The following is a 24,774-nucleotide window of genomic DNA, read 5'->3' as shown; positions in this document are numbered from 1 at the left end:
GGAGGGAAATCAAATGAGCCTGGCTCTGTTCGACCTGTCCGGCAAACGGGCGCTGATCACCGGTTCATCCCAGGGGATCGGTTTTGCACTTGCGCGCGGCCTGGCACAGGCAGGCGCGGAAATCGTTCTGAACGGCCGTGACCTGTCGAAACTTCGTGAAGCCGGCGCTGTCTTGCGTTCGGAGAGCCACACTGTCGAGGAATTGTCTTTCGACGTCACGAACCACGATGCGGTCAGGACCGCGATTGACCGCTTCGAAGCCGAAACCGGTCCGATCGACATCCTGGTGAATAATGCCGGCATGCAGCACCGGACGCCCCTTGAGGATTTTCCGGCAGAGGCGTTCGAGCGCTTGCTGCAGACCAACGTCGCCTCCGTGTTTCATGTCGGACAAGCCGTTGCGCGTCATATGATCGGGCGCGGCGCGGGAAAAATCGTCAACATCTGTTCGGTCCAGACGGCACTGGCGCGGCCCGGCATCGCCCCTTACACGGCAACCAAGGGCGCCGTTGCCAATCTGACCAAGGGCATGGCGACGGACTGGGCCAAACACGGGCTGCAATGCAACGGCCTTGCGCCCGGTTACTTCGATACCCCGTTGAACGCCGCCCTGGTCAATGATCCGGCATTCAGCGACTGGCTTGCCAACCGGACACCCGCAGGGCGCTGGGGCAATGTGGAAGAGTTGGTCGGCACCTGCATATTCCTGTCTTCCGAGGCGTCCTCCTTTGTCAACGGCACCACCGTGTTTGTCGATGGCGGCATTTCGGCGTGTCTGTGATGACCGCCTTTGTCGTCATGGGGGTGAGCGGCTGCGGGAAAAGCGAGATCGGCCGCGGTTTTGCCAGAGCGATCGGCGGGAAGTTCTTCGATGGGGACGACCTGCACCCGGCGGAAAACATTGCCAAGATGAGCCGCGGAGACCCATTGAGCGATGCGGATCGCGAACCCTGGCTCGACAGGGTCGGATTGCGCCTGAAAGACGTCGGTGAACCGACGGTGGTGGCCTGTTCCGCACTCAAGCGCGCTTACCGCGAGCGGATCATCGACAGGGCCGGAGGTCCGGTGATCTTCCTTTATCTTGAAGGCACCCGGGACGTCCTGAGCGAACGAATGACGTCAAGGGAAGGGCATTTCATGCCGCCGGCCCTGCTGGACAGTCAACTTGAAACACTGGAGCCGCCGGAGCCGGACGAGCTGTCGGTCAAGGCGTCTATAGACCAGGCGCCTGATTTGGTGGTCGCCGAATTGCTCGCCGGAATTCGAGGAAAAACGCAATGAGTGAACATGTAGCCCTGATCGGAGCGGGGGCCATGGGCGGCGCAATCGGTGCGCGACTTGCCGAAACGGGCAACAGGCTGATGGTCTTTGATCCGGATTGCGAGAAAGTGGCCGCGCTGGTGGACAAGGGCGCGCTAGCTGCGGCGTCCGCCGCTGACGCCGCGAGCCGGTCGGATTATGTCATCACCAGTCTCAATTCGCCCGGAATCGTCGAGATTGCGGTCTTCGGCGAAAAGGGGATTGCCAGTGGCGCAAGGCCAGGAACGCTGATCATCGACATGTCCTCGATCGATCCGGATGCAACCAGGGAACTGGCCGGCAGGGCCGGGGCGGCCGGCCTGCGCTGGGTCGACAGCCCCCTTTCGGGCGGAGCGCCCAAGGCCCTGGTCGGCGAGCTGACGCTGATGGCGGGCGGCTCTGCCAAGGATGTCGCCGATGCGCACAATGTTCTGAAACATGTCAGCGCCAATTACACCCATATGGGCCCGGTCGGATCCGGACAGACGACCAAATTGATCAACCAGGTCCTGTGCGGGCTGGGGTTCCTGGCCGTGGCAGAAGCAACCCAGCTTGCGCTTGATGCGGGGGTTGACGCTGCAAAGATCCCGCAGGCGCTGAAGGGCGGGCGTGCGGACAGCGCGATCCTGCAGGAATACATGCCGCGTTTCGTGGAGCGCGATTATCGGCGCACCGGCCGGATCGACAACATGGTCAAGGATCTGAACGGGGCTCAGGATCTGGCCCGGCGCACGCACACGTCGATGCCGTTGACGTCCCTTTGTGCCGAAATTCACAGAATGCTGACCGCATCCGGACTAGGCGGCGAGGACCAGGCGGCGCTCATGGAGTTTTTCAAGGGACCAGAGAAGGAGCACTTCAAATGATCACCCGTTTTGCGCTGTTCGAAGGCAGTGTCAGACCCGGCAAGACCGAGGCCTTTCGCACCGCAGTCAAGGAACGGCTGGTTCCCCTGTGGACGCAGTTTCCCGGAAACAGCGATGTCCGCGTGATGTTTGGCGAGGAACGCGACGAGGGAGCGCCGGAATTTCCGTTGATCCTGGCAATCTCCTATCCGGACAGGACCGCGATGGCGGGGGCACTTGAAAGCGACGTGCGGGACCGCTCGCGTGAGGTGACCGGCGAAATCGTCTCCGAGTTTTTTGAGGGCAGGATCCATCACCACGTGACCGAAGCGAACGCATACGCAGAATAGGGTCTTTTCGGCGTTTTCCGGCGCAAGACAATACGGACCGGGACCGGTATGGATAGGGCCTGTCGCTGCGATTGCAGCGACAGGCCCATTTTGCGTAACTACAGGCTGAACTCAGGGCGGGAATGAATGCAGCGAACCGTAACGATGAAGGATGTGGCCCAGCGGGCCGGCGTGTCTGTCATGACCGTGAGCAGGGCGTTCAAGCAGCATGCGTCGGTCGGAGAGGACACCCGCAAGCGCATCCTGGAGATTGCCGAGGACCTCGGATATGTGTTCGACAGCAATGCGGCCACATTCCGGTCCCAGCGCACCGGCTTTGTCGCCGTGCTGATTCCATCGATCAACAACGCGAATTTCGCCGACACCGTGGGCGCGCTTTCAGAAGTCTTGAAAGATGCCGATCTGCAGGTGCTGCTCGGATATTCGAATTATGACATTCACGAGGAAGAACGGATCGTCGAACAGTTCCTGAGGCGCCGTCCGGAAGCGATCGTACTGACCGGCGGCCGTCATACCGACAGAACGCGCCAGTTGCTCGAGCGCGCAAACATTCCCGTCATTGAAACCTGGGATCTGCCCGAACAGCCGATCGGTCATGTGGTCGGCTTTTCCAATGCGGCCGCCATGGATGACCTTGTAGGGCATCTGGTGACAACAGGCCGCAAGCGCATCGCCTTTATCGGTGGCGACACGGATGGCGACACGCGCGGTGCGGACCGCCGGCGTGGCTTCATCGATGCCATGACCGGACAGGGGCTGGCGGCCGACCGGCTGATCGGCGCAGGCGACCCGCCGATTTCAATGCGCGAAGGGGCCGATGCCATGTCCAGGCTGCTGGGGAACTTTCCGGACACCGAGGCGGTCATCTGCGTTTCGGATCTGTCCGCATTCGGTGCGCTCACCGAATGCATGCGCAAGGGTGTGAAGGTGCCTGAAGACATCGCGATCGCCGGATTTGGTGCTTATGACATCTCTTCAATCTGCGTGCCGACCCTGACGACAGTCGATCCTCACCCGCTGGAGATCGGCCACAAGACCGGTGAGATCATTGTCTCGCTGCTTCGTGGCGACGGGGTCAGGGCAAACGGCCCGATCCGCCTTGAGATCGGGCCGCTTTTGAGTGTTGGAGGCTCCAGCGCGTAAAGGCTGCTTACTGTTGTGAAGCGTCCTGAATGGCGTTCACGAGCGCATCGCCGTTCTGCGAGATGAAGGCTTCCCAGACCGGCTTGACCTTTGCCTGAAATGCTGCGCCGTCGACATCGCGATTGACCTTCATGCCGGCTTCCTCAAGCGCGGTGATCATTTCGTCTTCCTTGGCAATGCTCAGCTCGCGCTGCATGGCGACGGCTTCGGCGGCGACCTCGACAATCGTGTTTCGCTGATCTTCCGTCAGGCCGTTGAACTTGTTGAGGTTCATGGCGACAGCCAGCGGTGAATAGGCATGCTGGGTGAGGCTCAGGTAGTCCTGGACTTCATAGAACTTGAAGGACAGCGTGACGCCAATCGGATGGTCCTGGCTGTCGACTACGCCGGTCTCGAGCGCCGTATAGAGCTCCGCAACCGGAATCTGTTGAGGGTTGGCATCCAGCGCCGCGAACATGTCGTTGAGGGCCTTGGAATTGTTGACCCGCATCCGCAGGCCGTTGACGTCGTCCGGCGTGCGGATCGGACCCTTGTTGTTGGTCATGTTGCGGTAGCCGTTTTCGGGAAAGCCAAGCCCCTTGAGGCCGTGGGTTTCGAAATCGGCCAGAACGCCTTGCCCGACCTCACCGTCCAGGACCGAGTAGGCTGTCTCACGGGTCGGAAACATGAAGGGAAGGGTGAAGGCTGCCGACTCGGGCATCAGACCCGAAAAGTTGTTGAGGCCGACCATGACAACATCGATGATGCCGGCGCGGGCGCCGTCGATCATCGTCGCGTCGTTTCCGAGTTGTCCTTGCGGGAAGATCTGGACCTTGACTTCGCCCTTCGTTCTCGCATCGACTTCTTTCTGGAAGAACTTGGCGAGATCCTGCTGCAGGTCGGTCTCGGGGGCCGCGTGGGCAAACTTCAGCGTGACTTCCGCAAGCGATGACGTCGCCATGCCCAGGCTTACCAGCGTGGCCAGGCCAATCTGTTTCAAGTGATGTTTCATTGAGAGTTCCTCCCTTCTCAACCGATGAACCATTTCATCGGAACCGTGATGATGCTCGGGAACACAACGAAGAGTGCGAGGAGCATCAGATAGGCGGTGATGAAAGGCCATGAGCCTTTCACCGCCGCAGACATCGGCACGCGGCCGACACCGCACACCACGTTCAGAACCGTTCCAACCGGCGGGGTGATCAGTCCGATGGAGCAGTTGATGACGAACATCAGTCCGAAATAGACCGGATCGATGTTGGCCAGCTTGACCACGGGCATCAGCAGGGGCACCAGGATGAGAATGGTCGGCGACAGGTCCATCACCATGCCGACACACAGCACCAGAACCATGATGACCGCCATCAGCAGGCGCGGATTGTCGACCAGCGGTCCGAGCAGTGCGGCGAGTTGCTGCGGCAGCTGGGCAACGGTGATGAGCCAGGCGGCGACCATGGCACAGCCGACCAGAAACATGACCATTGCCGTCGAGCGGCCGGCATTCACCAGAATGCGGAAAAAGCGCTGGAACGTCATTTCCCGGTAGATGACCGCCGAGACGAAAATCGCGTAGACGGCGGCGACAACCGCCGCCTCGGTCGGGGTAAAGACGCCGAACCGGATACCGCCGATAATGATCACCGGCAACAGAAGCGCCCAGACACCATCGGTGAAGGCGGCCATGCGTTCGGCGGCTGTTGCCCGTTCCAGTGTTTCGAGGTCTTCGCGGCGCATCAGCAGGTTCCAGACGAGCATCAACGCAGCGCCCATCATCAGGCCGGGGACAATGCCCCCCAGGAACAGGTTCTTGATCGAGATGTTGCCGGCAACACCGATCAGGATCAGCGGCAGGGACGGCGGAATGACCGGAGCGATGATACCACCAGCCGCCAGAAGGCCGACCGAACGCCCGTCGGGATAGCCGGCCTTTTGCATCATCGGATACAGGATGGCGACAAGGGCGGCCGCGTCGGCAACGGCGGATCCCGACAGGCCGGCAAGCAGGATTGCGGTCAGAATGGCGACATAGCCGAGACCGCCCTTCTTGTGGCCGATCATGGAAACAGCCATGCGCACGATGCGTTGGGACAAACCGCCCGTGGCCATGACTTCGCCGGCGACCAGGAAGAACGGGATTGCCAGCAGCGGAAAGCTGTCGACGCCGTTGATGAGCGCCTGCGCCAGGATGTCCGCGCTGAAAAGGTTCATTTGCAGCATCAGGGCGATGGCGGCCAGGAGCAGCGCAAAGGCTACCGGCAGTCCGAGCAGGATGGCGCCGATCAGGACGCCGAGGAAAAGCAGGAGGGTCACGGGGTGTTCTCCCGGTTTTCGTCAAAATCCAGAGCGTCCGGCGAGATAATGCGCACAGCCGCGATCACGGTCATGAGAACGGCTGAGATGACACCGGCCAGGTAAAACAGGGCAGAGGGGAGACCGGTGAGCTGGGAGATGTTGTTCCAGTTGGCGTTCATCTGGCGAAACGCCCCCCAGAACAGCATCAGGACCGATATCAGAATGACCAGATAGGCGAGGCGCCGCAGAAAGGGGACCAGTCGCGGCAGAAACGCCTCGGCAACTTCGGTCACCGCAAGGTGGTCTTCACGGCGCAGCACCACGGCGGCCCCGAGCATGACGACCCAGACCAGCCCCAGACGTGACAATTCGACCGAGGGTCGCAAGCCGGATGAAAATCCGTACCGCAGGACCACGTTGGTGAAAACCAACACGATCATTGCCAGGAGCAGTGCCGCCATTGTCCAATCAATGACGCGCCATAACTTCCGCCAAATAACCAACGTTTCCTCCCGAAAGTTGACCGCTCAAGCGCGAAACAGTGTTAGGTTATCGATAACCTGATTTATTTGTTATCGGTAACACGCTAGATTGTCAACGGAGCTGCGACAGATATCCGGGCGCGGCAACCAGCGCAGCCGGAGGGGAGGGTCAAGACATGGTCACGCTTGCGGACGTCGCCAGGCTCGCGAAGGTCAGCACCATGACCGTTTCGAAAGTTCTGCGCGGAACCGGCGCTATTTCAGACCAGACAAAGACGCGCGTCTTCGAAGCCGCTGACGAACTCGGCTATGTCCCCAACCGGCTGGCCGGATCGCTCAGCACACAAAAAAGCATGTTGGTTGCGGTGCTTATCCCCTCGATCGCCGATACGATCTACGCGGAAATCATCAGCAGTCTGCACAGTCTGCTGGACCGGGCCTCGCTGTCGATCTTCATAGCCGAAAGCCAGATGGACCCGGAGGTCGAAGAACGCCAGATCCAGGAGCTGCTCAGTCTGAGGCCAGCCTTTCTCGTGCGCAGCGGCGGGATTGCGTCCACCCAGCGCACACAGCTTCTGCTGCAGCGATTTGACGTGCCGCATATTCAGATCTGGGACGGCGACGATCCCCAGGGGCAGGTCACTGTCGGTCCGTCACATGTCGAGGCGGGAAAAATCGCCGCGCGTCATTTTCTGGAGCTTGGATTGGGCAAGGTCGCTTACGTCGGCGCGGAAACGCAACTGGACCTGTGTGCGTCCCGGCGCATGGACAGTTTCATTGCGGACATGAACGCGGCCGGTGCGCAGGTCAGCGTTGTGACGGATCCGGACGTCCCGCGGCAAGCCGAAAGCGGTGAACTGCTCACACGTCGGCTCTTGGAGGAGGGACCGAAAGTCGAAGGCATTTTTTATCTCAACGACGCCATGGCGATCGGTGGCTTGAGAGTTCTTCTGAAGGCCGGATGCCGGGTGCCGGAAGATGTCCGGGTGCTGGGTTTCAACGGCACGTCGCGGGAGCAGACGATCAACACCCGCCTGACCACAATCAGCACCGACGGCCACCGGATCGGCGAGGCGGTCGCCGACGCCATTCTGGCAAGCGCCGGCGGACAGGTTGCGGAAAGTCACATTCTGTGTCCGTTAACGCTGGACCCCGGCAACACGACCTAGGGTAATCAGGCTTTGCTCGAGACTTGGCGGATTTCGGTTTCGGCTGCGTCGGAAAGTCTTGGTGGGGCGGCGTCAGACAGTGTCTCCCGGGACAAGCTGAAAACCGACGTCGCTGACGGGTGTCGCGCTGTCTCCATTGACCTTGAGCAGAAGTTTTTCGGCCGCAAGCTGGCCGATGCGCAGATGGTTCACATGGACCGTCGTCAGGCGGTAGGGCAGCACCGAGGCGATCGGAAGCTCGCCCCAGCCGGCGATCCCGATGTCACCGGGTATGGAGATCTGTTGGGCCTGGCAGAAATGAACCGCGCCGACCGCCATGTTGTCGTTCTGGTAAAAGATCACCTCCACATGCGGATCTGACGACAGCAATTGCTCGGTTCCGTAAAATCCGGGATAAAATCCGGGAATGTCGTTGAGACAAAGCTGCCTGGTGAGCTTGCCGCCACCATCCTGAATTGCCTTGGCGTAGCCGTTCAGGCGCGATGTGGCCGCATTGGCCGCGTCGTGGGACGTTCCGACATAGCCGAAACGGGTGTAGCCTTTCGTCAGCAGAAAACGCCCCATGTCGTATCCGCTGTCGAAATGATTGAGCCCGACGCACATGTCCACGGGGCTTGAATTCAGGTCCCAGATTTCAACGAGCGGGACATTCGCGCCTCTCAGGATCTGGATGGCCCGGGGCGAGTGGGCGCGGCCGGTGAGAATCAGGCCGGCCGGCTGCCAGGACAGCACCGTTTCAATCCAGTTCTCTTCCTCGCTCTGAACATGCTGGGTCATGCCGAGCACGGTCTGGTGATTGAAGCTGGCCAGCTTGCGGTCGATCCCTTCCAGAACGTGGGTGAACACCTCGTTGCCGAGATCGGGAATGCTGACACCTATGAATGTCGACTTCTTGTCGCCCGCGAAGACCGTCGCGAGCCGGTTCGGCAAATAGCCCAGGCGCTCCACTTCCGCCATCACCTTGGCGCGCGTTTTTTCGGAGAAGCCGCCTTCGTCACGCAGCACACGGCTTGCGGTCATTTTCGAGACGCCGGCGGCCTTCGCAACTTCCGCGAGGCTTATCTTATTGTTTTTATTTTGTAATTTAGGTTCTGACAAAATTTACGTTACCGGTAACTTTTTGATTGACTTCGAATTGTGACGGGCGGATGATAATCCTACGTTACCGGTAACTCAATCACTGTCTTGAGGAGAAGGCCGTAAGGTTGGGGATGGTAACGATGGGAGGAAGACCGTGCCAGGAAGTTTGAAGAACCGTCTTTTCTTTGACGGTATCCAAAAGCATTTCGGTGGAACTTATGCCGTTCGAGACGTCTCGCTGTCGATCGACCGGGGCGAGATCGTCGCTCTTCTGGGCGAAAACGGTGCCGGCAAGTCAACGCTGATCAAGATCCTGGGCGGCATCCACAAGCCGGATGCGGGCAGGGTGCTGATCGACGGTGAGCCCTATGAGCATCGTCCGGGCGGCTTCGGCCAGCGGCAGGCCGTTGCGTTCATTCACCAGGACCTGGGGATGATCGAGTGGATGACCGTGGCGGAGAACATGGCTCTGGCGCTGGGCTTTTCAAAAAAATTCGGACTGATCAAATGGAACGACGCGGAGCAGTTCGCCGAAGTGGCACTGAAACGGGTCGGATGCGATTTCTGCCCGTCGACACGGGTCCAGGATCTTTCGCGGACGGAAAAGTCCCTTGTCGCGATTGCCCGTGCGCTGGCGGTCGATTGCGATTTTCTGGTTCTCGACGAGCCGACGGCCTCCCTGCCCACCGATGAAGTTGTCCGGCTTTTCGAAGCCCTGCGCCCGCTGCGCGACAGCGGTGTCGGCATGATCTACGTGTCCCATCGCCTTGATGAAATCTTCCAGATTGCCGACCGCGTTGCGGTCCTCAGGGATGGCGAACTGGTCGGTGTGCGTGCGATCCAGCACACGACCACGGAAGAGCTGGTTCACATGATCGTCGGGCGCAAGACCCGCCAGGTCAGCAAGCTGAACGAAGCTCCGGGGGCTCCGCTGCTGACGGTCAAGGGGCTTCAGACCAAGTCCGCCGGTCCGGTCGACCTGACGCTGTGCCGCAACGAGTTGGTCGGCCTGGTCGGATTGCGCGGGGCAGGGCATGAGGAAATTGCCCGGGCGCTCTACGGCCTGGAAGATCATCGCGGCGAGGTGACGCTCGCAAACAGCGAAGTCCCCGATCTGAAGTCTCCGAAAACGGCGCTGGATTCCGGAATTGGTCTGGTTGCACGGGACCGAACCGAAGAATCGGTCGCGCTGCCGCTGACCATTCGCGAAAACACGTTTTTGAACCCGCAAGCCACGGGCCGGGGTCTCTTTTCGATCCTGTCTCCCAGTGCCGAGGCCAAAATGGCCGAGGAAATCGGGCGGCAGGTGGCGCTGAGCCCGAATGACCAGAGCATGGCCATAGAGGCCCTGTCCGGAGGCAACCAGCAGAAGGTCGTGATCGCGCGCTGGCTGGCGACAAACCGGAAACTCCTGATCTGCGAGGACCCGACCGCGGGCGTCGACGTCGGCGCAAAGGCGGAAATCTACGCCCTGCTCAACAAGGCACTGAGCGAAGGGGTCGGCATTTTGCTCGTTTCGACCGATTTCGAGGAGGTCGCAACAATTTGCCACCGCGCCATCGTCTTCAGCCAGGGACAGATCGTCGACGAACTCTCCGGCACCAAGCTTTCGACTGAAAACCTGATTCAGGCTGCGTCAGCCAGCAACGCCGCGGCGGCCTAAGGACACCAACAATGCAATCACTTGAATCCCATGCGCTCGAGCCCACCAAGGCCGAAACCCAAGGTCTCTCGATCCGGGGGAAACTCCTGCGGCTGCTGCCGGTCTATGGTCTTGTGATTTTGACCGTCTTCCTGATCGTGTTGTTTTCGATCCTGTTGCCGACAACCTTTCCGACACTCCTGAACCTGCGGGCGATCGTTTCGGACAAGGCCATTATCGCGCTGTTGTCCCTGGGGGCCATGATCCCCATGGCCGCCGGCCGGATCGATCTGACCGTCGGCTACGGCATCGTGCTCTGGCACATTCTGGCCATCAGCCTGCAGACCCTGTTCGGAATTCCGTGGCCCATGTCGGTGATGATCGTGCTGCTGCTCGGGGCGATGACCGGGTTCTTCAACGGTCTGCTCGTGGAAGTCGCCAAGATCGACAGTTTCATCGCAACCCTCGGCACCGGCACGGTTCTTTACGCGATCGCCCTGTGGCACACCGGCGGGCGGCAGATGGTCGGCGTCCTGCCGGATGGCTTCTATGCGCTGAGCACGACATTCGTCTTCGGCCTTCCTATCACCGGTTTCTATCTGATCGCGATCACCGTCTTCATGTGGCTTGTCCTCGAATACACGCCCGTCGGCCGGTACCTCTACGCCATCGGTGCGAACCAGCGCGCCGCGCAGCTCAACGGCATTCCGACCCGCAAATTCGTGATTGGCGCGTTCATGGCCTCCGGAATGATGACAGCTCTCGCCGGCGTGCTTCTGGCGTCCAAGCTTCGGATCGGCCAGGCGAGCGTTGGACTTGAATTCCTGCTGCCGGCCCTGGTCGGTGCCTTCCTGGGCTCAACGACGATCAAGCCGGGACGGGTCAATGTCTGGGGCACGGTGGTCGGGGTTGCGATCCTTGCCGTCGGCATCTCCGGAATTCAGCAATTCGGCGGCTCGTTCTGGGTCGAACCGCTTTTCAACGGCGTCACTTTGCTGATCGCGATCGGCATCGCCGGCTACGCACAGCGCCGACGGGGGGCGTTGAAAAAATAACGTTCTTGCTCTGGGAGGATACTATGCAGAAACGTGATTTCCTGAAGGTTTTTCTTGCAACAACAATGCTGGCGGGGATGGGGGTTCCCACTCTTGCACAGACAGCGTGGGACGGCCCGACAACGGGACCGGCGGCCGCCGACGGCAAGACCGTCGTGGTGGTCGCGGCCGACCTGAAAAACGGGGGCATTCTGGGTGTCACCAATGGGGTGGAAGAGGCTGCTGCCAGGATCGGCTGGGACGTGCGCGTGCTTGATGGCGCCGGCTCGATACAGGGGCGCACGGCGGCAATCGGCCAGGCCATGGCCCTGCAGCCCGACGGCATCGTCATCAACGGTTTCGACGCGGTGGAACAGCAGGCCGCTCTGGAAGGCGTGGTCGCAGCCAGCATTCCGATGGTCGCCTGGCATTCCGGTCCGAAAATCGGTTGCGACGCCCCCGGAGGAATTTTCGCCAACATCTCGACCGATGCGATGAGTGTTTCGGAAGTCGCCGCGAATTGGGCGATTGACGACGGCGGCAAGGACATCGGGGTGATCATTTTCACCGATTCCACCTATCAGATCGCCATCGACAAGGCAGACCGGTTGCAAGAGACCGTCGAGGCGTCCGGCGGCAAAGTGCTTGAATATGTCGACACGCCGATTGCCGACACCTCGACCCGCATGGGGCCGCTGACCACGACCCTTCTGCAGAAATACGGTGACAGCTGGACCCATGCGCTTGCGATCAACGATCTCTATTTCGATTTCATGGGTCCGGCTCTTGCGGCGGCCGGCATTGCCGCCGCTGATGGACCGCAGGCAGGCTCTGCCGGTGACGGGTCCGAAGCCGCGTTCCAGCGCATTCGAACCGGTGGTTATCAGGCCATCACGGTTGCCGAGCCGCTGAACCTTCAGGGCTGGCAGCTTGTGGACGAGCTGAACCGTGCCGTACAGGGCGAAGCCTGCTCGGGCTACGTCACGTCCCCCGCTCTGGTGACCAGGGACGGGCTTGAGAAGATGGGCGACAGCAACGCTTTCGACCCGGACACACCCTACCGCGAAGCCTACGCCGCCATCTGGGGCAAGTAGTCTTCCTGGTGCGGGCCGCCGGCAGCAGCCGCGGGCGGCCCGCTTAGCGAACCAACTGACGAAACTGCAAATCATTTTTGCCGGGGCTTGGCCGCGGACAGGGAAGGTTTGTCTTCAATTCGGGGTGAACACATGCCTACCGGCGACAACAATTCCGGTCCCTTGGTGTCGATGCGCAACATCACGAAACGCTTCGGCGGCGTGACCGCGCTTTCAAACGTCGATCTGGACGCATATGCGGGCGAGGTCCTTGCCATCGTCGGCGACAACGGTGCCGGAAAATCGACTTTGATCAAGATCCTGACAGGGGTCTATCAGCCGACGGAGGGAGACGTCTTCGTCGGCGGCAAGAAACTGGTGATGAACAGTCATTCCGACGCGATCGCGGAAGGCATCGACGCCGTCTACCAGACGCTGGCGCTCGCGGACCATCTGGACCCGGCGTCCAACATGTTCCTCGGCAACGAACTGACCAGATCGGTTCTCGGGATCACCGTGCTCGACAACAAGCGCATGCGCGAAGAGACGGAACGGGTCCTTTTTGAACGTCTCGGGGTCAGGCTGCGCTCTCTCGATGTGCCGACGGCCAGCCTGTCCGGTGGACAGCGGCAGGCCGTCGCCATTGCCCGCGCGGTCTATCACGAGGGCCTGCGGGTGCTTGTCATGGACGAGCCGACGGCAGCGCTCGGACCCCAGGAAACGGCCCGCACCCTGAAACTGATCATGGCCCTCAAGGCCCAGGGACTGGCCGTCATTCTGATCTCTCATTCCCTTGACGACGTTTTCGAGGTCGCCGACCGGGTGCATGTGCAGCGGCGCGGCAAATGCGCCGGCGTCGTGAGTGTATCGCAGAGCTCCCCGCAGGACGTTCTGGGCCTGATCGTTGGCGCCGAAGAAGCGGCTTAGGAGAAAACAATGACAACGACAACGCATCCGGGGCAGCCGGTGAAGTTCTCCGAACGGATCGAGCCGTTCCTGGCGATCATCGGACCGATGGTCATGATCCTGGCCATTCTCCTGTTCATGGGCGTGGCCGACCCGGCCCGCTATTACAGGCTTTCCAATCTCAACCTGATCCTGCTGGACGCCGCGCTTTACATGCCGATGGCGATGGCAATGACCTTCGTGATCACCCAGCGCGGCATCGATCTGTCGATCGGATCCGTCGCCGCCCTGACCAGTATTCTCATGGCGTTTCTGATCAAGCAGTACGGCTTCTCCACGCCGGTCGCGATCACGGTCGCCCTGGTTCTCGGAGCCTTGTGCGGTCTGGTCAACGGATTGGTGATCACCAAGTTCAAGGTGCCGGATCTGATCGGCACGCTGGCCATGGATCTTGTCTATCGCGGCCTGGCGCTGGTGATCGCGAAGGGTCTCGTGCTTGCACGGTTCCCTGAACTCCTGACCGAAATCGGCAGGGGCCAGATCCCCGGTTTCATTCCCGTTCCCGTCGTGATCGGCCTTCTGACGATGGCGCTCGGCTACTGGCTGTTGAAACGAACGTATTTCGGCCGCTACACCGTCGCGATCGGTTCCAATCCGGAAGCCGCCGAGATGACCGGTATCGCGGTCGACCGTTACAAGGTCTATGCCTATGTGCTGATGGGCGCGGCAGCGGCCCTGGCCGGCGTCATGCTGACCGGCAAGCTCAATGCGATTCAGGCGACTTCCGCGCCCTATTTCAATCTCCACGTGATTGCGGCCGTCGTCGTCGGCGGCACATCGCTGTTCGGCGGACGGGCGTCAATGCTTGGCTCGCTCGCCGGCGTGTTGCTGCTGTCGATGATGATCAACGCGCTGGTCACGCTCCGGATCGAGTTTTTCTGGCAGTCCGTGGCCTCGGGTGTCGTGATCGTTGCCTCGGTCGCACTCTACACCTGGCTGCAGAAAAAGGACCGGGACGGCGCCAGGGGACTGGTTGCCGGGTTCACGACCCCGGAAAGTCTCAAGCTCCTGCGCCTTACAGGCGGCCTGCTCGCAGCGCTCGCACTCCTGCTTCTCATTGGAACTCTGCTCGCCGGCAACACCGTTGCCAGCGGCTGAGATCCATGTTCGCGGAAATTCATCACCAGGGAGGAAAATGATGAACAAGCTACTGATATCCGCACTCGGTCTTCTGGTGCTTTCGGGCACCGGCAGCCAGGCCGAAGACAAACTGCCGCTCAGGGAACTGCCGGGGATCGCGGACAGGGACTACTGGGTTCCCGGCGAAGTCAACGCCGAGGGCAAGCTGGAGGCTTTGCAAGCCGTCGTCGGATCGGAAGGCGTGCCGTTTGCTGGCAGCCAGGAAAAGCCGATTGAAATCGCATTGATCTACCCCTCGGCAGACACCTCGGATTTCTGGGCGCGCAACTTTCTGGCCATGACCAAGAGGCTGGAAGAGCTGGGCATCAAGTACAACACCACGGAGTTCGCAAGCCGTCAGATCGAGCACTCGCTGCAGTCGACCTATGCCAATCAGGTGCTGCAGGACGGCGATATTTACGATTACGTGATCTTCGGTCCTTCGGAACTCGCCATCCAGGCCGACAACATCGACAAATTGGCCGGGGCAGACGGTTTCAGGACATATGTCTGGGCCTTCCATACCCCGATGAAGGATCTGGTAAACCAGCCGGATGTCTGGTTCGATTTCTCTTCGGCCGCCGGTGCGCTGGTGATGTGCGACTACATGCTGGATCGGCTCGGCAACGGCATCACCATGGCCATGAACCGCGGTATCCCGGGGATCACGGACAATCAGCGGTCCGGTGATTTCAAGGATTGCGTCATGGAAAAGGGTGACTGGACCGTCGCCTACGAACACTATGGCGAATATCAGCGCGAAGGCGGCTTCGAAGGCACCAGCCTGATTCTGCAGGCCTATCCGGAAGCCACGATCATTCACAATGCCAACACGGCCATGGCGATGGGCAGCGTTGAAGCCCAGGTTTCCGTCGGCAAGGAGAAAGAAATCTTCTCGACGGGTTGGGGCGGCACCGGCCTTGAGCTGGACGCCATCCGGCGGGGCGAGCTGGATGCAACACCGATGCGCATGGGCGATGATGTCGGCGCGGCGACGGCGGAAGCCATCAAGGCGGATCTGGAGGATCGGGCCGGTGAACTGCCGCTCGTGTTCCTGGGCCGTATCACTGTTGCCCATGACCAGATGGCAGCCGAACAACTCGACGCATTGCAACAGGAAGCGTTCCGCTTTTCCGGTGTCGGTGCCCTGGAGCGTTGATCCTGCAGCCTGTCGAGAACGACAAGCTTCTGTCGGGATCGACCTGAGTTGATCGAAGCCGTCAAAGCAACGCTACCGGTCTTGTCGGATCGGTAGCGTTTGGATCCGGAGCGTTCCTTTGCAGCAAGTTGCGGGCGCTGCGGTTGAAGGGATATCAACCATGTACCGGACCCGCGCGCCGGAAGCTGGCAACCTTCAAATGCGCGGACGCGCCGTTGATACGTATCAGGCAATCCGGGGCTCGGATTCAAGTCACCCTGGAAACCGTATGAAGAAGCAGGGCTGGGGAACCACCCGCCCCGTCCCCTTCGAACTCTTTTGGAAAAACAGCGGGAAGCATGATGTTTGGTGTTTTGGAAGGAACCGGGTTTGAAGTGATCGAACCGGAATTCGCGGCCTGTTTCATCGGCCACGCGCGGGTCGAGCGTCTGTGGACCGGTGCCCGCTGGTCCGAAGGGCCGGCCTGGTTTCCCGCCGGGCGGTATCTCGTCTGGTCGGATATCCCGAACAACCGGTTGCTGCGTTGGGACGAAACCGACGGCTCCGTCTCCGAGTTCCGCACGCCTTCCAACAACGCCAATGGCAATACGGTCGACACGCAAGGACGGCTGGTGAGCTGCGAGCATCTGACACGCCGGGTGACGCGGACCGAGCACGATGGGTCCATTTCGGTGATCGCCTCCCATTGGGAGGGCAAGCGACTGAATTCACCCAACGATGTCGTGGTGAAGTCCGATGGATCGGTCTGGTTCACCGATCCGTCCTACGGCATCCTGATGGACTATGAGGGAGAGCGGGCGGACAGCGAAATCGGGGACTGCCATGTCTATCGGGCGGATCCGGAAACGGGCAAGGTCGAGGTGGTCGCCACCGGTTTCTTCAAGCCCAACGGTCTGGCTTTTTCAGCGGACGAGGCATGGCTCTACGTCTCGGATACCGGCATCACCCATCACGAGGACGGTCCCGCCCATATCGAGAAACTGAAACTGGGCAAGGACGGCAAGACGGTGGAGGACAGGCGCGTGTTCGCGGTTTGCAGCAACGGCATTTTCGACGGCTTCCGGCTTGATCGCGACGGCCGGATCTGGACATCCGCCGCAGACGGCGTGCATTGCCTCGACAAGACGGGGGCGCTGATCGGCAAGATCCATATTCCCGAAATGGTTGGCAACGTGTGTTTCGGGGGGGCAAAACTGAACCGTCTGTTTGTTGCCGGAACCACGTCACTCTATTCGGTCTTTCTGAACGTGAACGGGCTTAAATGAGCAAGTGACGGGTTCGCGTTGAATTCACGGGGTCTTCATGGCGGCAGTCCGGTCGCGGAGAAGATACGCGCGCCCACTCCGCAGGCCCCATGGCACGCGAAGGATGGCTCGGCTGCTCATGACCTCAGGCTTCCGCAACCCAATCAGACAAACGCCCCCACTCACCAGAATGAACGGGGATTTTGGCGTTCCGGAAGCTCAAACTGTAGTGGATTCCAGCGCCGACGTGATCCGGTTCGCCGCATACTGGACCTTGTCGGCAATGCGTTGCAGCTGATTGTCGGGAAAACGGACGCTCGGGCCGGAGATCGACACCCCGGCGATTACCTTCCCGAGCGTGTCGAAAACCGGGGCAGCGATACATCTCATGCCCATGTAGCGCTCTTCGTCATCGAGCGCCCAGCCGAGGTCCCTTATTTTTGCAAGTTCCGACTTGAGATGATCGGGCTGGGTAATCGACTTGGACGTCTGTCTTGCAAGCTTCCTGTCTTTCAGGAAGCGGTCCAACTGGCTGTTGTCCATATGAGCCAGCAATATCTTGCCAACGCCCGATGTGTGGAAGTAACTCGCCGCCCCGTTCTTGATTGACGCTCTGATGGGATTGTCGGATTCCACCTGGATCAGATAAAGCAGTTCTCCGCCGTCCTCGATCGCAAGGTTCGCGGTTTCTCCTGTCAGACGGGCCAGTTCCTCCATTACCGGAGTTGCGGCGGTCATCAGGTTGGAACCGGCCTGGTAGGCATTGCCGACGCGAAAGGCCTGCGCTCCCACGCACCAATGTCCGTCCTGTTCATTGAACAGCACCATGCCGCGTTGTTGAAGGGTTGCAAGGATACGGTGAGTTGACGCGACAGGGGTATTGGTGTTGCGTGAAATTTCTGACAGTGTAGCCTTCTGGTTGTCGGCGAGAAAGACAAGCACTTTCAATCCGCGGTCCAGGGCCTGAACCGTCTGGGTAGGGGTGTTGGGCGCGCGGGTGGTCCCTTTTGGGCGTCCTCTTCGAGAAGGTTGTAGTTTTCCAGCCATAAGCCTATTGCCACCTGATTTTGAAGCGAGAGTATACCAAACCAAAACGCATTTTCAGATCAAAAAATGAAAAATAAAAACACTTTTAAAGCAATGGCTTACCAGTAATTTTGCCTGTTTGAAAATAGGTTTTTCATAAAAATTGACAAATTTGCGAGGTGTTCTATCTTTGGGGGGTCCGCATGGCCGCGGGCTGGGCCTGACCGTCAGGATAACGGCGGCAGCGCACCATTCCATTGGGAGGAAACATGTCTAAATCTATCAATCGCAGAAACTTGCTGCGTGGGTCCGCCGTTGTCGGCGCAGGCGCACTTGCAGCACCGGCTGTTCATGCGCAGGAGGGTCAGACTTTCAAAATGCAGGCCGCTTGGGGAGGCGGCATCTTTCTTGAAAACGCACAGTCATATGTGAACCGGGTCAACGAAATGACCGGTGGCGCCCTGAAAATCGAGCTTCTGCCCGTGAACTCGGTCGTGAAAACCAGCCAGATGCAGGACGCGGTTCACCGCGGTGTTCTGGATGCGGCGCACTATGTGCCGGCCTACTGGTACTCCAAGTCGAAATCCGCCTCGTTGTTCGGAACCGGTCCGTGCTTCGGCTGGTCAAGCCAGGAAGTGCTGGGCTGGGTCAACTATGGCGGCGGCCAGGAACTCTTCGACGAGCTTATGGCGTCTCTCGGACTGAATGTGGTCTCGTTCTTCAATTCGCCGATGCCGGCACAGCCGCTCGGCTGGTTCAAGCAGCAGATCACCGATGCCGATCAGATGAGCGGCCTGAAATACCGTACCGTCGGACTGGCCGCGGATGTCCTGCTGGAAATGGGCATGTCCGTCGTCCAGTTGCCCGGTGGCGAAATTCAGCCGGCGATGAAATCCGGACTGATTGATGCTGCGGAGTTCAACAATCCGACATCGGATCGCGATTTCGGCATGCAGGACGTGTCCAAGCACTATCATCTCGCGTCGTTCCACCAGAGCCAGGAATTCTTTGAAGTCACCTTCAACAAGAAGAAGTACGACGCTCTTGCGCCGGAGCTTCAGGCGATCCTGAAATACGCTTCCGAAGCCGAGAACTCCAACTTCTACTGGCACAACACCAAGCGCTATGCCGACGATCTTGTGACCCTCGCGGAAGAGCAGGGTGTCAACGTCTATCGCACGCCGGACAGCGTGATGCAGGCACAGCTGGAAGCATGGGATGTCGTCGTCGACCGGATCTCGAAAGAAGATCCCTTCTTCGCCAAGGTCGTCGAAAGCCAGATGGCCTATGCCAAGACGGTGATGAACTACCTGAACTTGAACCAGCCCGACTACAAGCTGGCTTACAAGCACCACTTCGGCTGATCTGTCCGCTGATGATTGTTTGAAGGGGAGGTTGCGGTTTCGCGACCTCCAATAGCTGCGGCTGAGTTGGTGAGGGCAGACCTTGATCAAGACAATTCACGCCATCGAAGGGCTGAGCCAGTGGATCGGCAAGGCCTTCGGGTGGTGCATTCTCATCCTGACACTGTCGGTATCTTATGAGGTGTTCGTACGATACGTGCTGAACGCCCCGACCGTCTGGGCCTTTGACGTGATGGTGCAGATGTATGGTGCCCTGTTCCTGATGGCAGGCGCCTACGCGCTGGCGCAGGACGCGCATGTTCGCGGGGACGTGCTTTACAGACTGTTTTCCGTGCGCTGGCAGGCGCGCGTGGATTTCATCCTCTACATACTCTTCTTCTTTCCCGGCATGATCGCGCTGTTCTGGTACGGCTGGGAAATCGCGGCCGACAGTTGGCGCTACAAGGAGGTCAGCTGGAACAGTCCGGCCCGGATTCAGATCTATTTCTTCAAGACGTTGATACCGGTTGCCGGTCTTTTGCTGATGGTTCAGGGCGCGGCTGAAATGATGCGCTGCTGGATCGCCATGCGGGAGGGGAAATGGCCTGCGCGGATCGATGACGTCCGTGAAACGGAAGACATGTTAATGCACATGACTGAAGGAGATCTCAGTTCGGTGACGCATGTGGAAAGCAACAAGGAAAACAATAAATGACCGATCCACAAGTCGCCATCTTGATGCTTTGCCTGTTCATTGTGCTGGTGCTGCTCGGATTCCCGATCGCATTCACTCTGATCGCCATGGGCGTCGGCTTCGGGTTTTATGCCTATTATCAGGGCGCGCCTGACAGCATCGCGGACTTCTTCAACAACAACATTTTTTATCTGCTGAACCAGAACACCTATTCGGTGATGGAAAACGACACGCTTGTCGCCATACCGTTGTTCCTGTTCATGGGGTATGTGGTCGAGCGCGCGAACATCGTCAACAGACTGTTCTTTTCCCTCTATCAGGCTGCGCACAATCTTCCCGGATCACTGGGGATCGCAGCGCTGATGACCTGCGCGGTCTTTTCGACGGCCTCCGGTATCGTGGGTGCCGTTGTAACCCTGATGGGGCTTCTGGCCTACCCGGCCATGAACAAGGCGGGGTATGACAAGAGCTTTGCCTCGGGCATCATTTGCGCCGGCGGCACGCTCGGCATCCTGATCCCGCCTTCGATCATGCTGATCGTCTATGCGGCGATCGCAGAATTGTCTCCGCTGCGGCTTTATGCGGCCGCGGTGTTTCCGGGACTGCTGCTTGCCGGGCTGTACATCGTCTACGTAATCATCCGGGTCAAGATCAACCCCGCGCTTGCGCCGATGCCCGACAAGAAGGACATCCCGCCCAAACGCGAAATCTATTTCAATCTGCTGGTCTCGTTCGTTCCGCTCACGGTACTCATTCTATTGGTGTTGGGATCCATTCTGGGCGGCCTGGCAACGCCTGCGGAAGCCGCCGCCATGGGTGCGCTGGGCGGGCTGGTCCTGGCGGTGGCCTATCGGTCGCTGACCTGGCAGAAAGTCAAGGAAAGCGTCTTTCTGACCGCCAAGGCAACCGCGATGGTGTGCTGGCTGTTTGTCGGTTCGTGGACGTTCGCTTCGATCTTCTCCTATCTCGGCGGACATGATGTGATCGAGCATTGGGTCCTCAGCATGGACCTTGAGCCGTGGCAGTTCCTGATCATGGTGCAGCTGATCATATTCCTCCTGGGATGGCCGCTCGAATGGTCGGAAATTCTGATCATCTTCGTGCCGATCTTCCTGCCCATGCTCGATACGTTCGGCGTGAACCCGTATTTCTTTGCCATGCTGGTCGCCCTGAACCTGCAGACCTCGTTCCTGACGCCCCCCATGGCCATGTCCGCGTACTATCTGAAGGGCGTGTTGAAGGCGCAGATCGAACTGGTCGAGATATTCAAGGGTCTCATGCCGTATCTGGCGATCGTGATGCTGTGCATGGTGCTGATGTACCAGTTCCCGGGCATCGCTCTCTGGCTTCCGGATTACCTGTTCGGCAAGTGGATACCTTGATGAAGCACGAACTCTCCTTGCTCTCCGCGGCTCAGGCTGCGGAGGCCATTCGCAGCGGCCGGATCTCGTCCGAAGCACTTGTCAAAACCTGTCTTGACAGGATCCGGCACAGCGAACCGGACATTGGAGCGTGGGCGCATCTTGTCCCGGAAGAGGCGCTCGAGCAGGCGCGCGCCGCGGATCTTATTCGCAAGAGCGGCCGGGCGACCGGAGCTCTGCATGGCGTGCCGGTTGGTCTCAAGGACATTGTCGATACGAAAGACATGCCCACCGAACAGGGATCTCAAATCAATGCGGGACGGAGACCGGATGCTGATGCGAGGCTGGTAGAGCGCTTGCGCGAGGCCGGTGCGGTGATCATGGGCAAGACCGTCACCACCGAGTTTGCCTATCTCCGGCCGTCATCCACGCGCAACCCGGCAAATACCCTGCACACACCCGGCGGCTCTTCCAGCGGCTCCGCTGCGGCGGTTGCGGCGCGTCACATTCCCCTTGCCGTCGGCAGTCAGACCGGCGGCTCCGTGATCAGGCCCGCGTCGTTCTGCGGGGTGTTCGGATTCAAGCCGACACGGGGCACGATCTCCAGAAGCGGCCTCCTGCGCACGTCCGCGACGCTGGACCAGGTGGGGGTCTTTGCGAATTCGCTGTCCGATGCGGCCCTGCTGGTCGATGTGATCGGCGGCTACGACCAGAGCGATCCCGCCAGCTTTGCCCGTCCCCGGGCCGGGCTGCTGAAGGGGGCCCAAGCAGATGTTCCCGTGGAGCCGACGATCGCGTGGTTCGACATGCCCTATCATGACCGTCTGGCCCCGGATGCACAGGCCGGATTGGAAACCGTGATTTCAACTCTCGGGGCACGCGTCGAACGGTTCTCGGCGAGACCGGAGCTCGCCGATCTGGTGAACGTCCACAAGACGATCTACGACTACGAGATCACGGAAATCTTCGCTGAGACTGTCGCGGCCAACACGGGCGCAGTCAGCCAGGAGCTCCAGGATGCGATTGGGCGCGGGCAGTCGATCAGCCTCGATCAATATCAGGATGCCCTGGCGGTGAAGGCCTCGGCCGAACAGTTCTTTGCCAGGTTCTTCAATGATTTCGACGCCATCCTGTCACCTGCCGCATCCGGGGAGGCCCCATTGATCTGCGAAGGGCATACTGGCGATGCCGTCTACTGCACCGCCTGGACACTTGCAGGCTTGCCCAGCCTGAGCCTTCCACTGCTCGTCGGCGAAAACGACTTGCCTGTCGGGGTGCAGCTGATCGGTGCCGCGGAAGAGGATGACCGATTGCTGCGGACGGCTGCCTGGATACAACGCAGCCTCGCCGGCCACCAAAGTGAAAATGGAGAGTAACAGCATGTCGCGCCTTACAAACATTATCCTGGGTGCGTTTGGCACCGCCCTGATGGCGGTGTTCGTTCTCGGCCTGTCGCAAAGCATCTCGACGGGATTCGCCGGCATCCTGGGGGGGCTGCCCTTTACGATCATCGTCCTCTTTGTCCTTGGGCTGGCGCTGTTCAATCTTTGGGAAGATGCATTCCGGAAAAAGGACTGATCCCATGAGTGGAAAACCCGTTCTGTGGTTGCCCCGCCGTGTTTCCGATTCGACAATTGCGCGCGCCCACCGGAATTACGATGTCATCGTGACGGAGACCGACATGCCCGGTACCGCCGACGAGATCGTTGCCATGAGTGCGAAGGCCGACGCGATGATGCCCTGCCACTCCGAGCATTTCAGTGCCGACGTCGTTGCGCGTCTTGATCCCCGGTTGAAGATCATCGCCAATCATTCTGTCGGCATGGATCATTGCGATATTCCTGCGCTCAAGGCGCGCAATATCGTGGTTACGAACACGCCGGATGTGCTGTCGGATGCGACGGCCGAGCTTGCCATGCTGCTCATGCTTGGGGCCGCGCGGCGGGTTGTCGACGGTGAGAGGCTGGTGCGCACCGGTTCCTGGGACAGCTGGAGCCCGGCCTTCATGGTCGGCAAGCAAGTGTCGGGTTCACGTCTGGGGATCGTCGGAATGGGGCGCGTCGGCCGGGCGTTTGCGGCCAAGGCACGCGGCTTCGATATGGAGATACACTACTACAACCGGTCCCGGTTGCCGGAAGGGCTGGAAAAGGGGGCGGTCTTCCACGAGACGATCGAGAGCCTCCTGCCGGTTTCAGACTTCCTGTCGCTTCATTGTCCGGCGACTCCTGACACGGTCGATCTGATGAATTCCCGGCGGTTCGGGTTGTTGCCCGACGGTGCCGTTTTCGTCAATTCTGCCCGCGGGGCGCTGGTCGATGAAACCGCGTTGCTGGAAGCGATCGGGTCGGGAAAACTTGCGGGAGCGGGTCTTGATTGCTTCAAGACCGAGCCGGGTGGCAATCCGGCATTCGCAGAGTTCAACAACATATTCATGTTGCCACATATCGGCAGTGCTACTGCCAAGACGCGCGATGCGATGGGTTTTCGCGCGCTGGACAATCTGGACGCATTTTTCGCGGGTGAGACACCACGCGACGCATTTTAGAAAAAGAGGAATCTGGTATGGCAAAAGTTGCGTTTCTCGGCCTTGGGGTGATGGGCTACCCGATGGCAGGGTACCTGCAGAAAGCAGGGCATGAAGTGACGGTTTACAACCGTACCGCTGCGAAGGCTGAAAAATGGGCCGGCGAGTACGGCGGCCGTTTTGCCGCAACACCGAGCGAAGCTGCCGCCGCCGCGGATATCGTGTTCAGCTGTGTGGGCAACGACGATGATCTGCGAAGCGTTTGCACGGGAGATCAGGGCGCTTTCAGCGGCATGGCGGCGGGAACGCTTTTTGTCGATCACACCACGGTGTCCGCAAAAGTTACGCGCGACCTTTTCGAGCTGGCCAAGGAAAGTGGAATCGGCTTTGTCGATGCACCGGTTTCGGGAGGTCAGGCCGGCGCCGAGAACGGCCAGCTCGTTGTCATGTGCGGCGGGGATCAGGCCGCATACGACAGGGCCGAACCGCTGATTGATGCGTATGCCAAGAAATGCGTTCGCCTGGGTGAAAGCGGCGCAGGCCAGCTGACAAAAATGGTCAACCAGATCTGCATAGCCGGGCTGGTCCAGGGCCTTTCTGAGGGCCTGCATTTTGCCGAGAAGGCCGGCCTCGACGGGCGGGCGGTGATCGATGTGATCGGCGGTGGCGCTGCCGGAAGCTGGCAAATGGTCAATCGCTACGAGACGATGCTCGACGACCATTTCGAGCATGGTTTCGCTGTCGACTGGATGCGCAAGGACCTCGGTATCTGTCTGGCAACGGCCAACGAGAACGGGGCCAGCCTGCCGGTAACCGCTCTTGTCGATCAGTTCTACAAGGATGTTCAGAAACTTGGCGGTGGCCGCTGGGACACCTCTTCCCTGCTCAAGCGCCTGCGCGCGCTGGGCTGATCCCGCACAAGAACGGATCAGGGCCGGTCGCGTTGCCCG

At 60.0% G+C, this 24,774-nt stretch carries 25 protein-coding genes; 20 read left to right on the top strand and 5 right to left on the bottom strand.

Annotated features, from left to right (window positions below):
- Nucleotides 1-13 precede the first annotated feature (13 nt).
- The 5 genes from WNZ15_RS11855 (at nucleotide 14) to WNZ15_RS11835 (ending at nucleotide 3,637) form a co-directional block, all read left to right on the top strand.
- Nucleotides 14-781, top strand: coding sequence for an SDR family oxidoreductase (locus WNZ15_RS11855; RefSeq protein WP_342893173.1), 768 nt, complete (start codon nucleotides 14-16; stop codon nucleotides 779-781).
- Nucleotides 781-1,281, top strand: a complete 501-nt coding sequence (locus WNZ15_RS11850; RefSeq protein WP_342893208.1) for a gluconokinase — start codon at nucleotides 781-783, stop codon at nucleotides 1,279-1,281. Before WNZ15_RS11855 ends, WNZ15_RS11850 begins: the two co-directional genes overlap by 1 nt.
- Nucleotides 1,278-2,165, top strand: a complete 888-nt coding sequence (locus WNZ15_RS11845) for an NAD(P)-dependent oxidoreductase (RefSeq protein WP_342893172.1) — start codon at nucleotides 1,278-1,280, stop codon at nucleotides 2,163-2,165. The genes WNZ15_RS11850 and WNZ15_RS11845 overlap by 4 nt, the downstream gene beginning before the upstream one ends.
- Complete coding sequence (locus WNZ15_RS11840) at nucleotides 2,162-2,494, top strand: hypothetical protein (RefSeq protein ID WP_342893171.1); 333 nt, start codon at nucleotides 2,162-2,164, stop codon at nucleotides 2,492-2,494. The genes WNZ15_RS11845 and WNZ15_RS11840 overlap by 4 nt, the downstream gene beginning before the upstream one ends.
- Before the next feature lie 126 nt (nucleotides 2,495-2,620).
- Complete coding sequence (locus tag WNZ15_RS11835; RefSeq protein ID WP_342893170.1) at nucleotides 2,621-3,637, top strand: LacI family DNA-binding transcriptional regulator; 1,017 nt, start codon at nucleotides 2,621-2,623, stop codon at nucleotides 3,635-3,637.
- Nucleotides 3,638-3,644: 7 nt separating this feature from the next.
- On the opposite strand, the gene WNZ15_RS11830 is transcribed toward WNZ15_RS11835, so the two are convergent.
- The 3 genes from WNZ15_RS11830 to WNZ15_RS11820 are packed head-to-tail and all read right to left on the bottom strand — an operon-like array spanning nucleotide 3,645 to nucleotide 6,369.
- On the bottom strand, nucleotides 3,645-4,628 hold the full coding sequence (locus tag WNZ15_RS11830) for a DctP family TRAP transporter solute-binding subunit (RefSeq protein WP_342893169.1): 984 nt from the start codon (nucleotides 4,626-4,628) through the stop codon (nucleotides 3,645-3,647).
- Nucleotides 4,629-4,645: 17 nt separating this feature from the next.
- Nucleotides 4,646-5,926, bottom strand: a complete 1,281-nt coding sequence (locus WNZ15_RS11825) for a TRAP transporter large permease subunit (protein WP_342893168.1) — start codon at nucleotides 5,924-5,926, stop codon at nucleotides 4,646-4,648.
- A complete protein-coding gene (locus WNZ15_RS11820) occupies nucleotides 5,923-6,369 on the bottom strand; it encodes a TRAP transporter small permease (protein WP_342893167.1) in 447 nt (148 codons plus the stop codon). Before WNZ15_RS11820 ends, WNZ15_RS11825 begins: the two co-directional genes overlap by 4 nt.
- Nucleotides 6,370-6,566: 197 nt before the next feature.
- Between WNZ15_RS11820 and WNZ15_RS11815 the strand changes: the two genes are divergently transcribed.
- Nucleotides 6,567-7,559 carry a LacI family DNA-binding transcriptional regulator gene (locus WNZ15_RS11815; RefSeq protein ID WP_342893166.1) on the top strand — a complete coding sequence of 331 codons (993 nt, stop codon included), beginning with the start codon at nucleotides 6,567-6,569 and terminating at the stop codon, nucleotides 7,557-7,559.
- Nucleotides 7,560-7,631: 72 nt separating this feature from the next.
- Here WNZ15_RS11815 and WNZ15_RS11810 read toward each other — a convergent pair whose 3' ends face one another.
- Nucleotides 7,632-8,657, bottom strand: coding sequence for a LacI family DNA-binding transcriptional regulator (locus WNZ15_RS11810; RefSeq protein ID WP_342893165.1), 1,026 nt, complete (start codon nucleotides 8,655-8,657; stop codon nucleotides 7,632-7,634).
- Nucleotides 8,658-8,793: 136 nt separating this feature from the next.
- Here WNZ15_RS11810 and WNZ15_RS11805 point away from each other — a divergent pair, with 136 nt between their 5' ends.
- The 7 genes from WNZ15_RS11805 to WNZ15_RS11775 all read left to right on the top strand — a co-directional run bounded on the left by WNZ15_RS11805 (nucleotide 8,794) and on the right by WNZ15_RS11775 (nucleotide 16,897).
- Entirely contained in the window at nucleotides 8,794-10,302 is a 1,509-nt protein-coding gene (locus WNZ15_RS11805) for a sugar ABC transporter ATP-binding protein (RefSeq protein ID WP_342893164.1), read from the top strand.
- Nucleotides 10,303-10,313: 11 nt separating this feature from the next.
- Entirely contained in the window at nucleotides 10,314-11,336 is a 1,023-nt protein-coding gene (locus WNZ15_RS11800) for an ABC transporter permease (protein WP_342893163.1), read from the top strand.
- Nucleotides 11,337-11,359: 23 nt separating this feature from the next.
- Nucleotides 11,360-12,409 carry a substrate-binding domain-containing protein gene (locus WNZ15_RS11795; RefSeq protein ID WP_342893162.1) on the top strand — a complete coding sequence of 350 codons (1,050 nt, stop codon included), beginning with the start codon at nucleotides 11,360-11,362 and terminating at the stop codon, nucleotides 12,407-12,409.
- Between the two features lie 132 nt (nucleotides 12,410-12,541).
- On the top strand, nucleotides 12,542-13,315 hold the full coding sequence (locus WNZ15_RS11790; RefSeq protein ID WP_342893161.1) for an ATP-binding cassette domain-containing protein: 774 nt from the start codon (nucleotides 12,542-12,544) through the stop codon (nucleotides 13,313-13,315).
- A 9-nt stretch (nucleotides 13,316-13,324) separates the two neighbouring features.
- Complete coding sequence (locus WNZ15_RS11785; protein WP_342893160.1) at nucleotides 13,325-14,452, top strand: ABC transporter permease; 1,128 nt, start codon at nucleotides 13,325-13,327, stop codon at nucleotides 14,450-14,452.
- Between the two features lie 40 nt (nucleotides 14,453-14,492).
- Nucleotides 14,493-15,632: a substrate-binding domain-containing protein gene (locus WNZ15_RS11780; RefSeq protein ID WP_342893159.1), complete on the top strand. Its 1,140-nt coding sequence runs from the start codon at nucleotides 14,493-14,495 to the stop codon at nucleotides 15,630-15,632.
- Nucleotides 15,633-15,973: 341 nt separating this feature from the next.
- Entirely contained in the window at nucleotides 15,974-16,897 is a 924-nt protein-coding gene (locus tag WNZ15_RS11775) for an SMP-30/gluconolactonase/LRE family protein (RefSeq protein ID WP_342893207.1), read from the top strand.
- Nucleotides 16,898-17,095: 198 nt separating this feature from the next.
- On the opposite strand, the gene WNZ15_RS11770 is transcribed toward WNZ15_RS11775, so the two are convergent.
- Nucleotides 17,096-17,968 (bottom strand): IclR family transcriptional regulator, encoded by an 873-nt coding sequence (locus tag WNZ15_RS11770; RefSeq protein ID WP_342893158.1) that lies wholly within the window; start codon nucleotides 17,966-17,968, stop codon nucleotides 17,096-17,098.
- A gap of 311 nt (nucleotides 17,969-18,279) precedes the next feature.
- On the opposite strand from WNZ15_RS11770, the gene WNZ15_RS11765 reads away from it, so the two are divergent.
- The 7 genes from WNZ15_RS11765 to WNZ15_RS11735 all read left to right on the top strand — a co-directional run bounded on the left by WNZ15_RS11765 (nucleotide 18,280) and on the right by WNZ15_RS11735 (nucleotide 24,735).
- Nucleotides 18,280-19,266 carry a TRAP transporter substrate-binding protein gene (locus WNZ15_RS11765; protein WP_342893157.1) on the top strand — a complete coding sequence of 329 codons (987 nt, stop codon included), beginning with the start codon at nucleotides 18,280-18,282 and terminating at the stop codon, nucleotides 19,264-19,266.
- An 82-nt stretch (nucleotides 19,267-19,348) separates the two neighbouring features.
- Nucleotides 19,349-19,960, top strand: coding sequence for a TRAP transporter small permease subunit (locus WNZ15_RS11760; RefSeq protein ID WP_342893156.1), 612 nt, complete (start codon nucleotides 19,349-19,351; stop codon nucleotides 19,958-19,960).
- Nucleotides 19,957-21,321 carry a TRAP transporter large permease subunit gene (locus tag WNZ15_RS11755; protein WP_342893155.1) on the top strand — a complete coding sequence of 455 codons (1,365 nt, stop codon included), beginning with the start codon at nucleotides 19,957-19,959 and terminating at the stop codon, nucleotides 21,319-21,321. The genes WNZ15_RS11760 and WNZ15_RS11755 overlap by 4 nt, the downstream gene beginning before the upstream one ends.
- Nucleotides 21,321-22,676, top strand: coding sequence for an amidase (locus tag WNZ15_RS11750; RefSeq protein ID WP_342893154.1), 1,356 nt, complete (start codon nucleotides 21,321-21,323; stop codon nucleotides 22,674-22,676). The genes WNZ15_RS11755 and WNZ15_RS11750 overlap by 1 nt, the downstream gene beginning before the upstream one ends.
- Nucleotides 22,677-22,680: 4 nt before the next feature.
- A complete protein-coding gene (locus WNZ15_RS11745) occupies nucleotides 22,681-22,878 on the top strand; it encodes a hypothetical protein (protein ID WP_342893153.1) in 198 nt (65 codons plus the stop codon).
- Between the two features lie 4 nt (nucleotides 22,879-22,882).
- A complete protein-coding gene (locus tag WNZ15_RS11740) occupies nucleotides 22,883-23,845 on the top strand; it encodes a D-glycerate dehydrogenase (protein ID WP_342893152.1) in 963 nt (320 codons plus the stop codon).
- Nucleotides 23,846-23,862: 17 nt separating this feature from the next.
- Nucleotides 23,863-24,735: an NAD(P)-dependent oxidoreductase gene (locus WNZ15_RS11735; RefSeq protein WP_342893151.1), complete on the top strand. Its 873-nt coding sequence runs from the start codon at nucleotides 23,863-23,865 to the stop codon at nucleotides 24,733-24,735.
- Nucleotides 24,736-24,774: the final 39 nt, after the last annotated feature.

It is taken from the genome of Roseibium sp. AS2, from assembly GCF_038900065.1.
Classification (GTDB): Bacteria; Pseudomonadota; Alphaproteobacteria; order Rhizobiales; family Stappiaceae; genus Roseibium.
The sequence above is the reverse complement of the archived record's forward strand: the minus strand, read 5'-3'. Positions and strand labels throughout refer to the sequence as shown.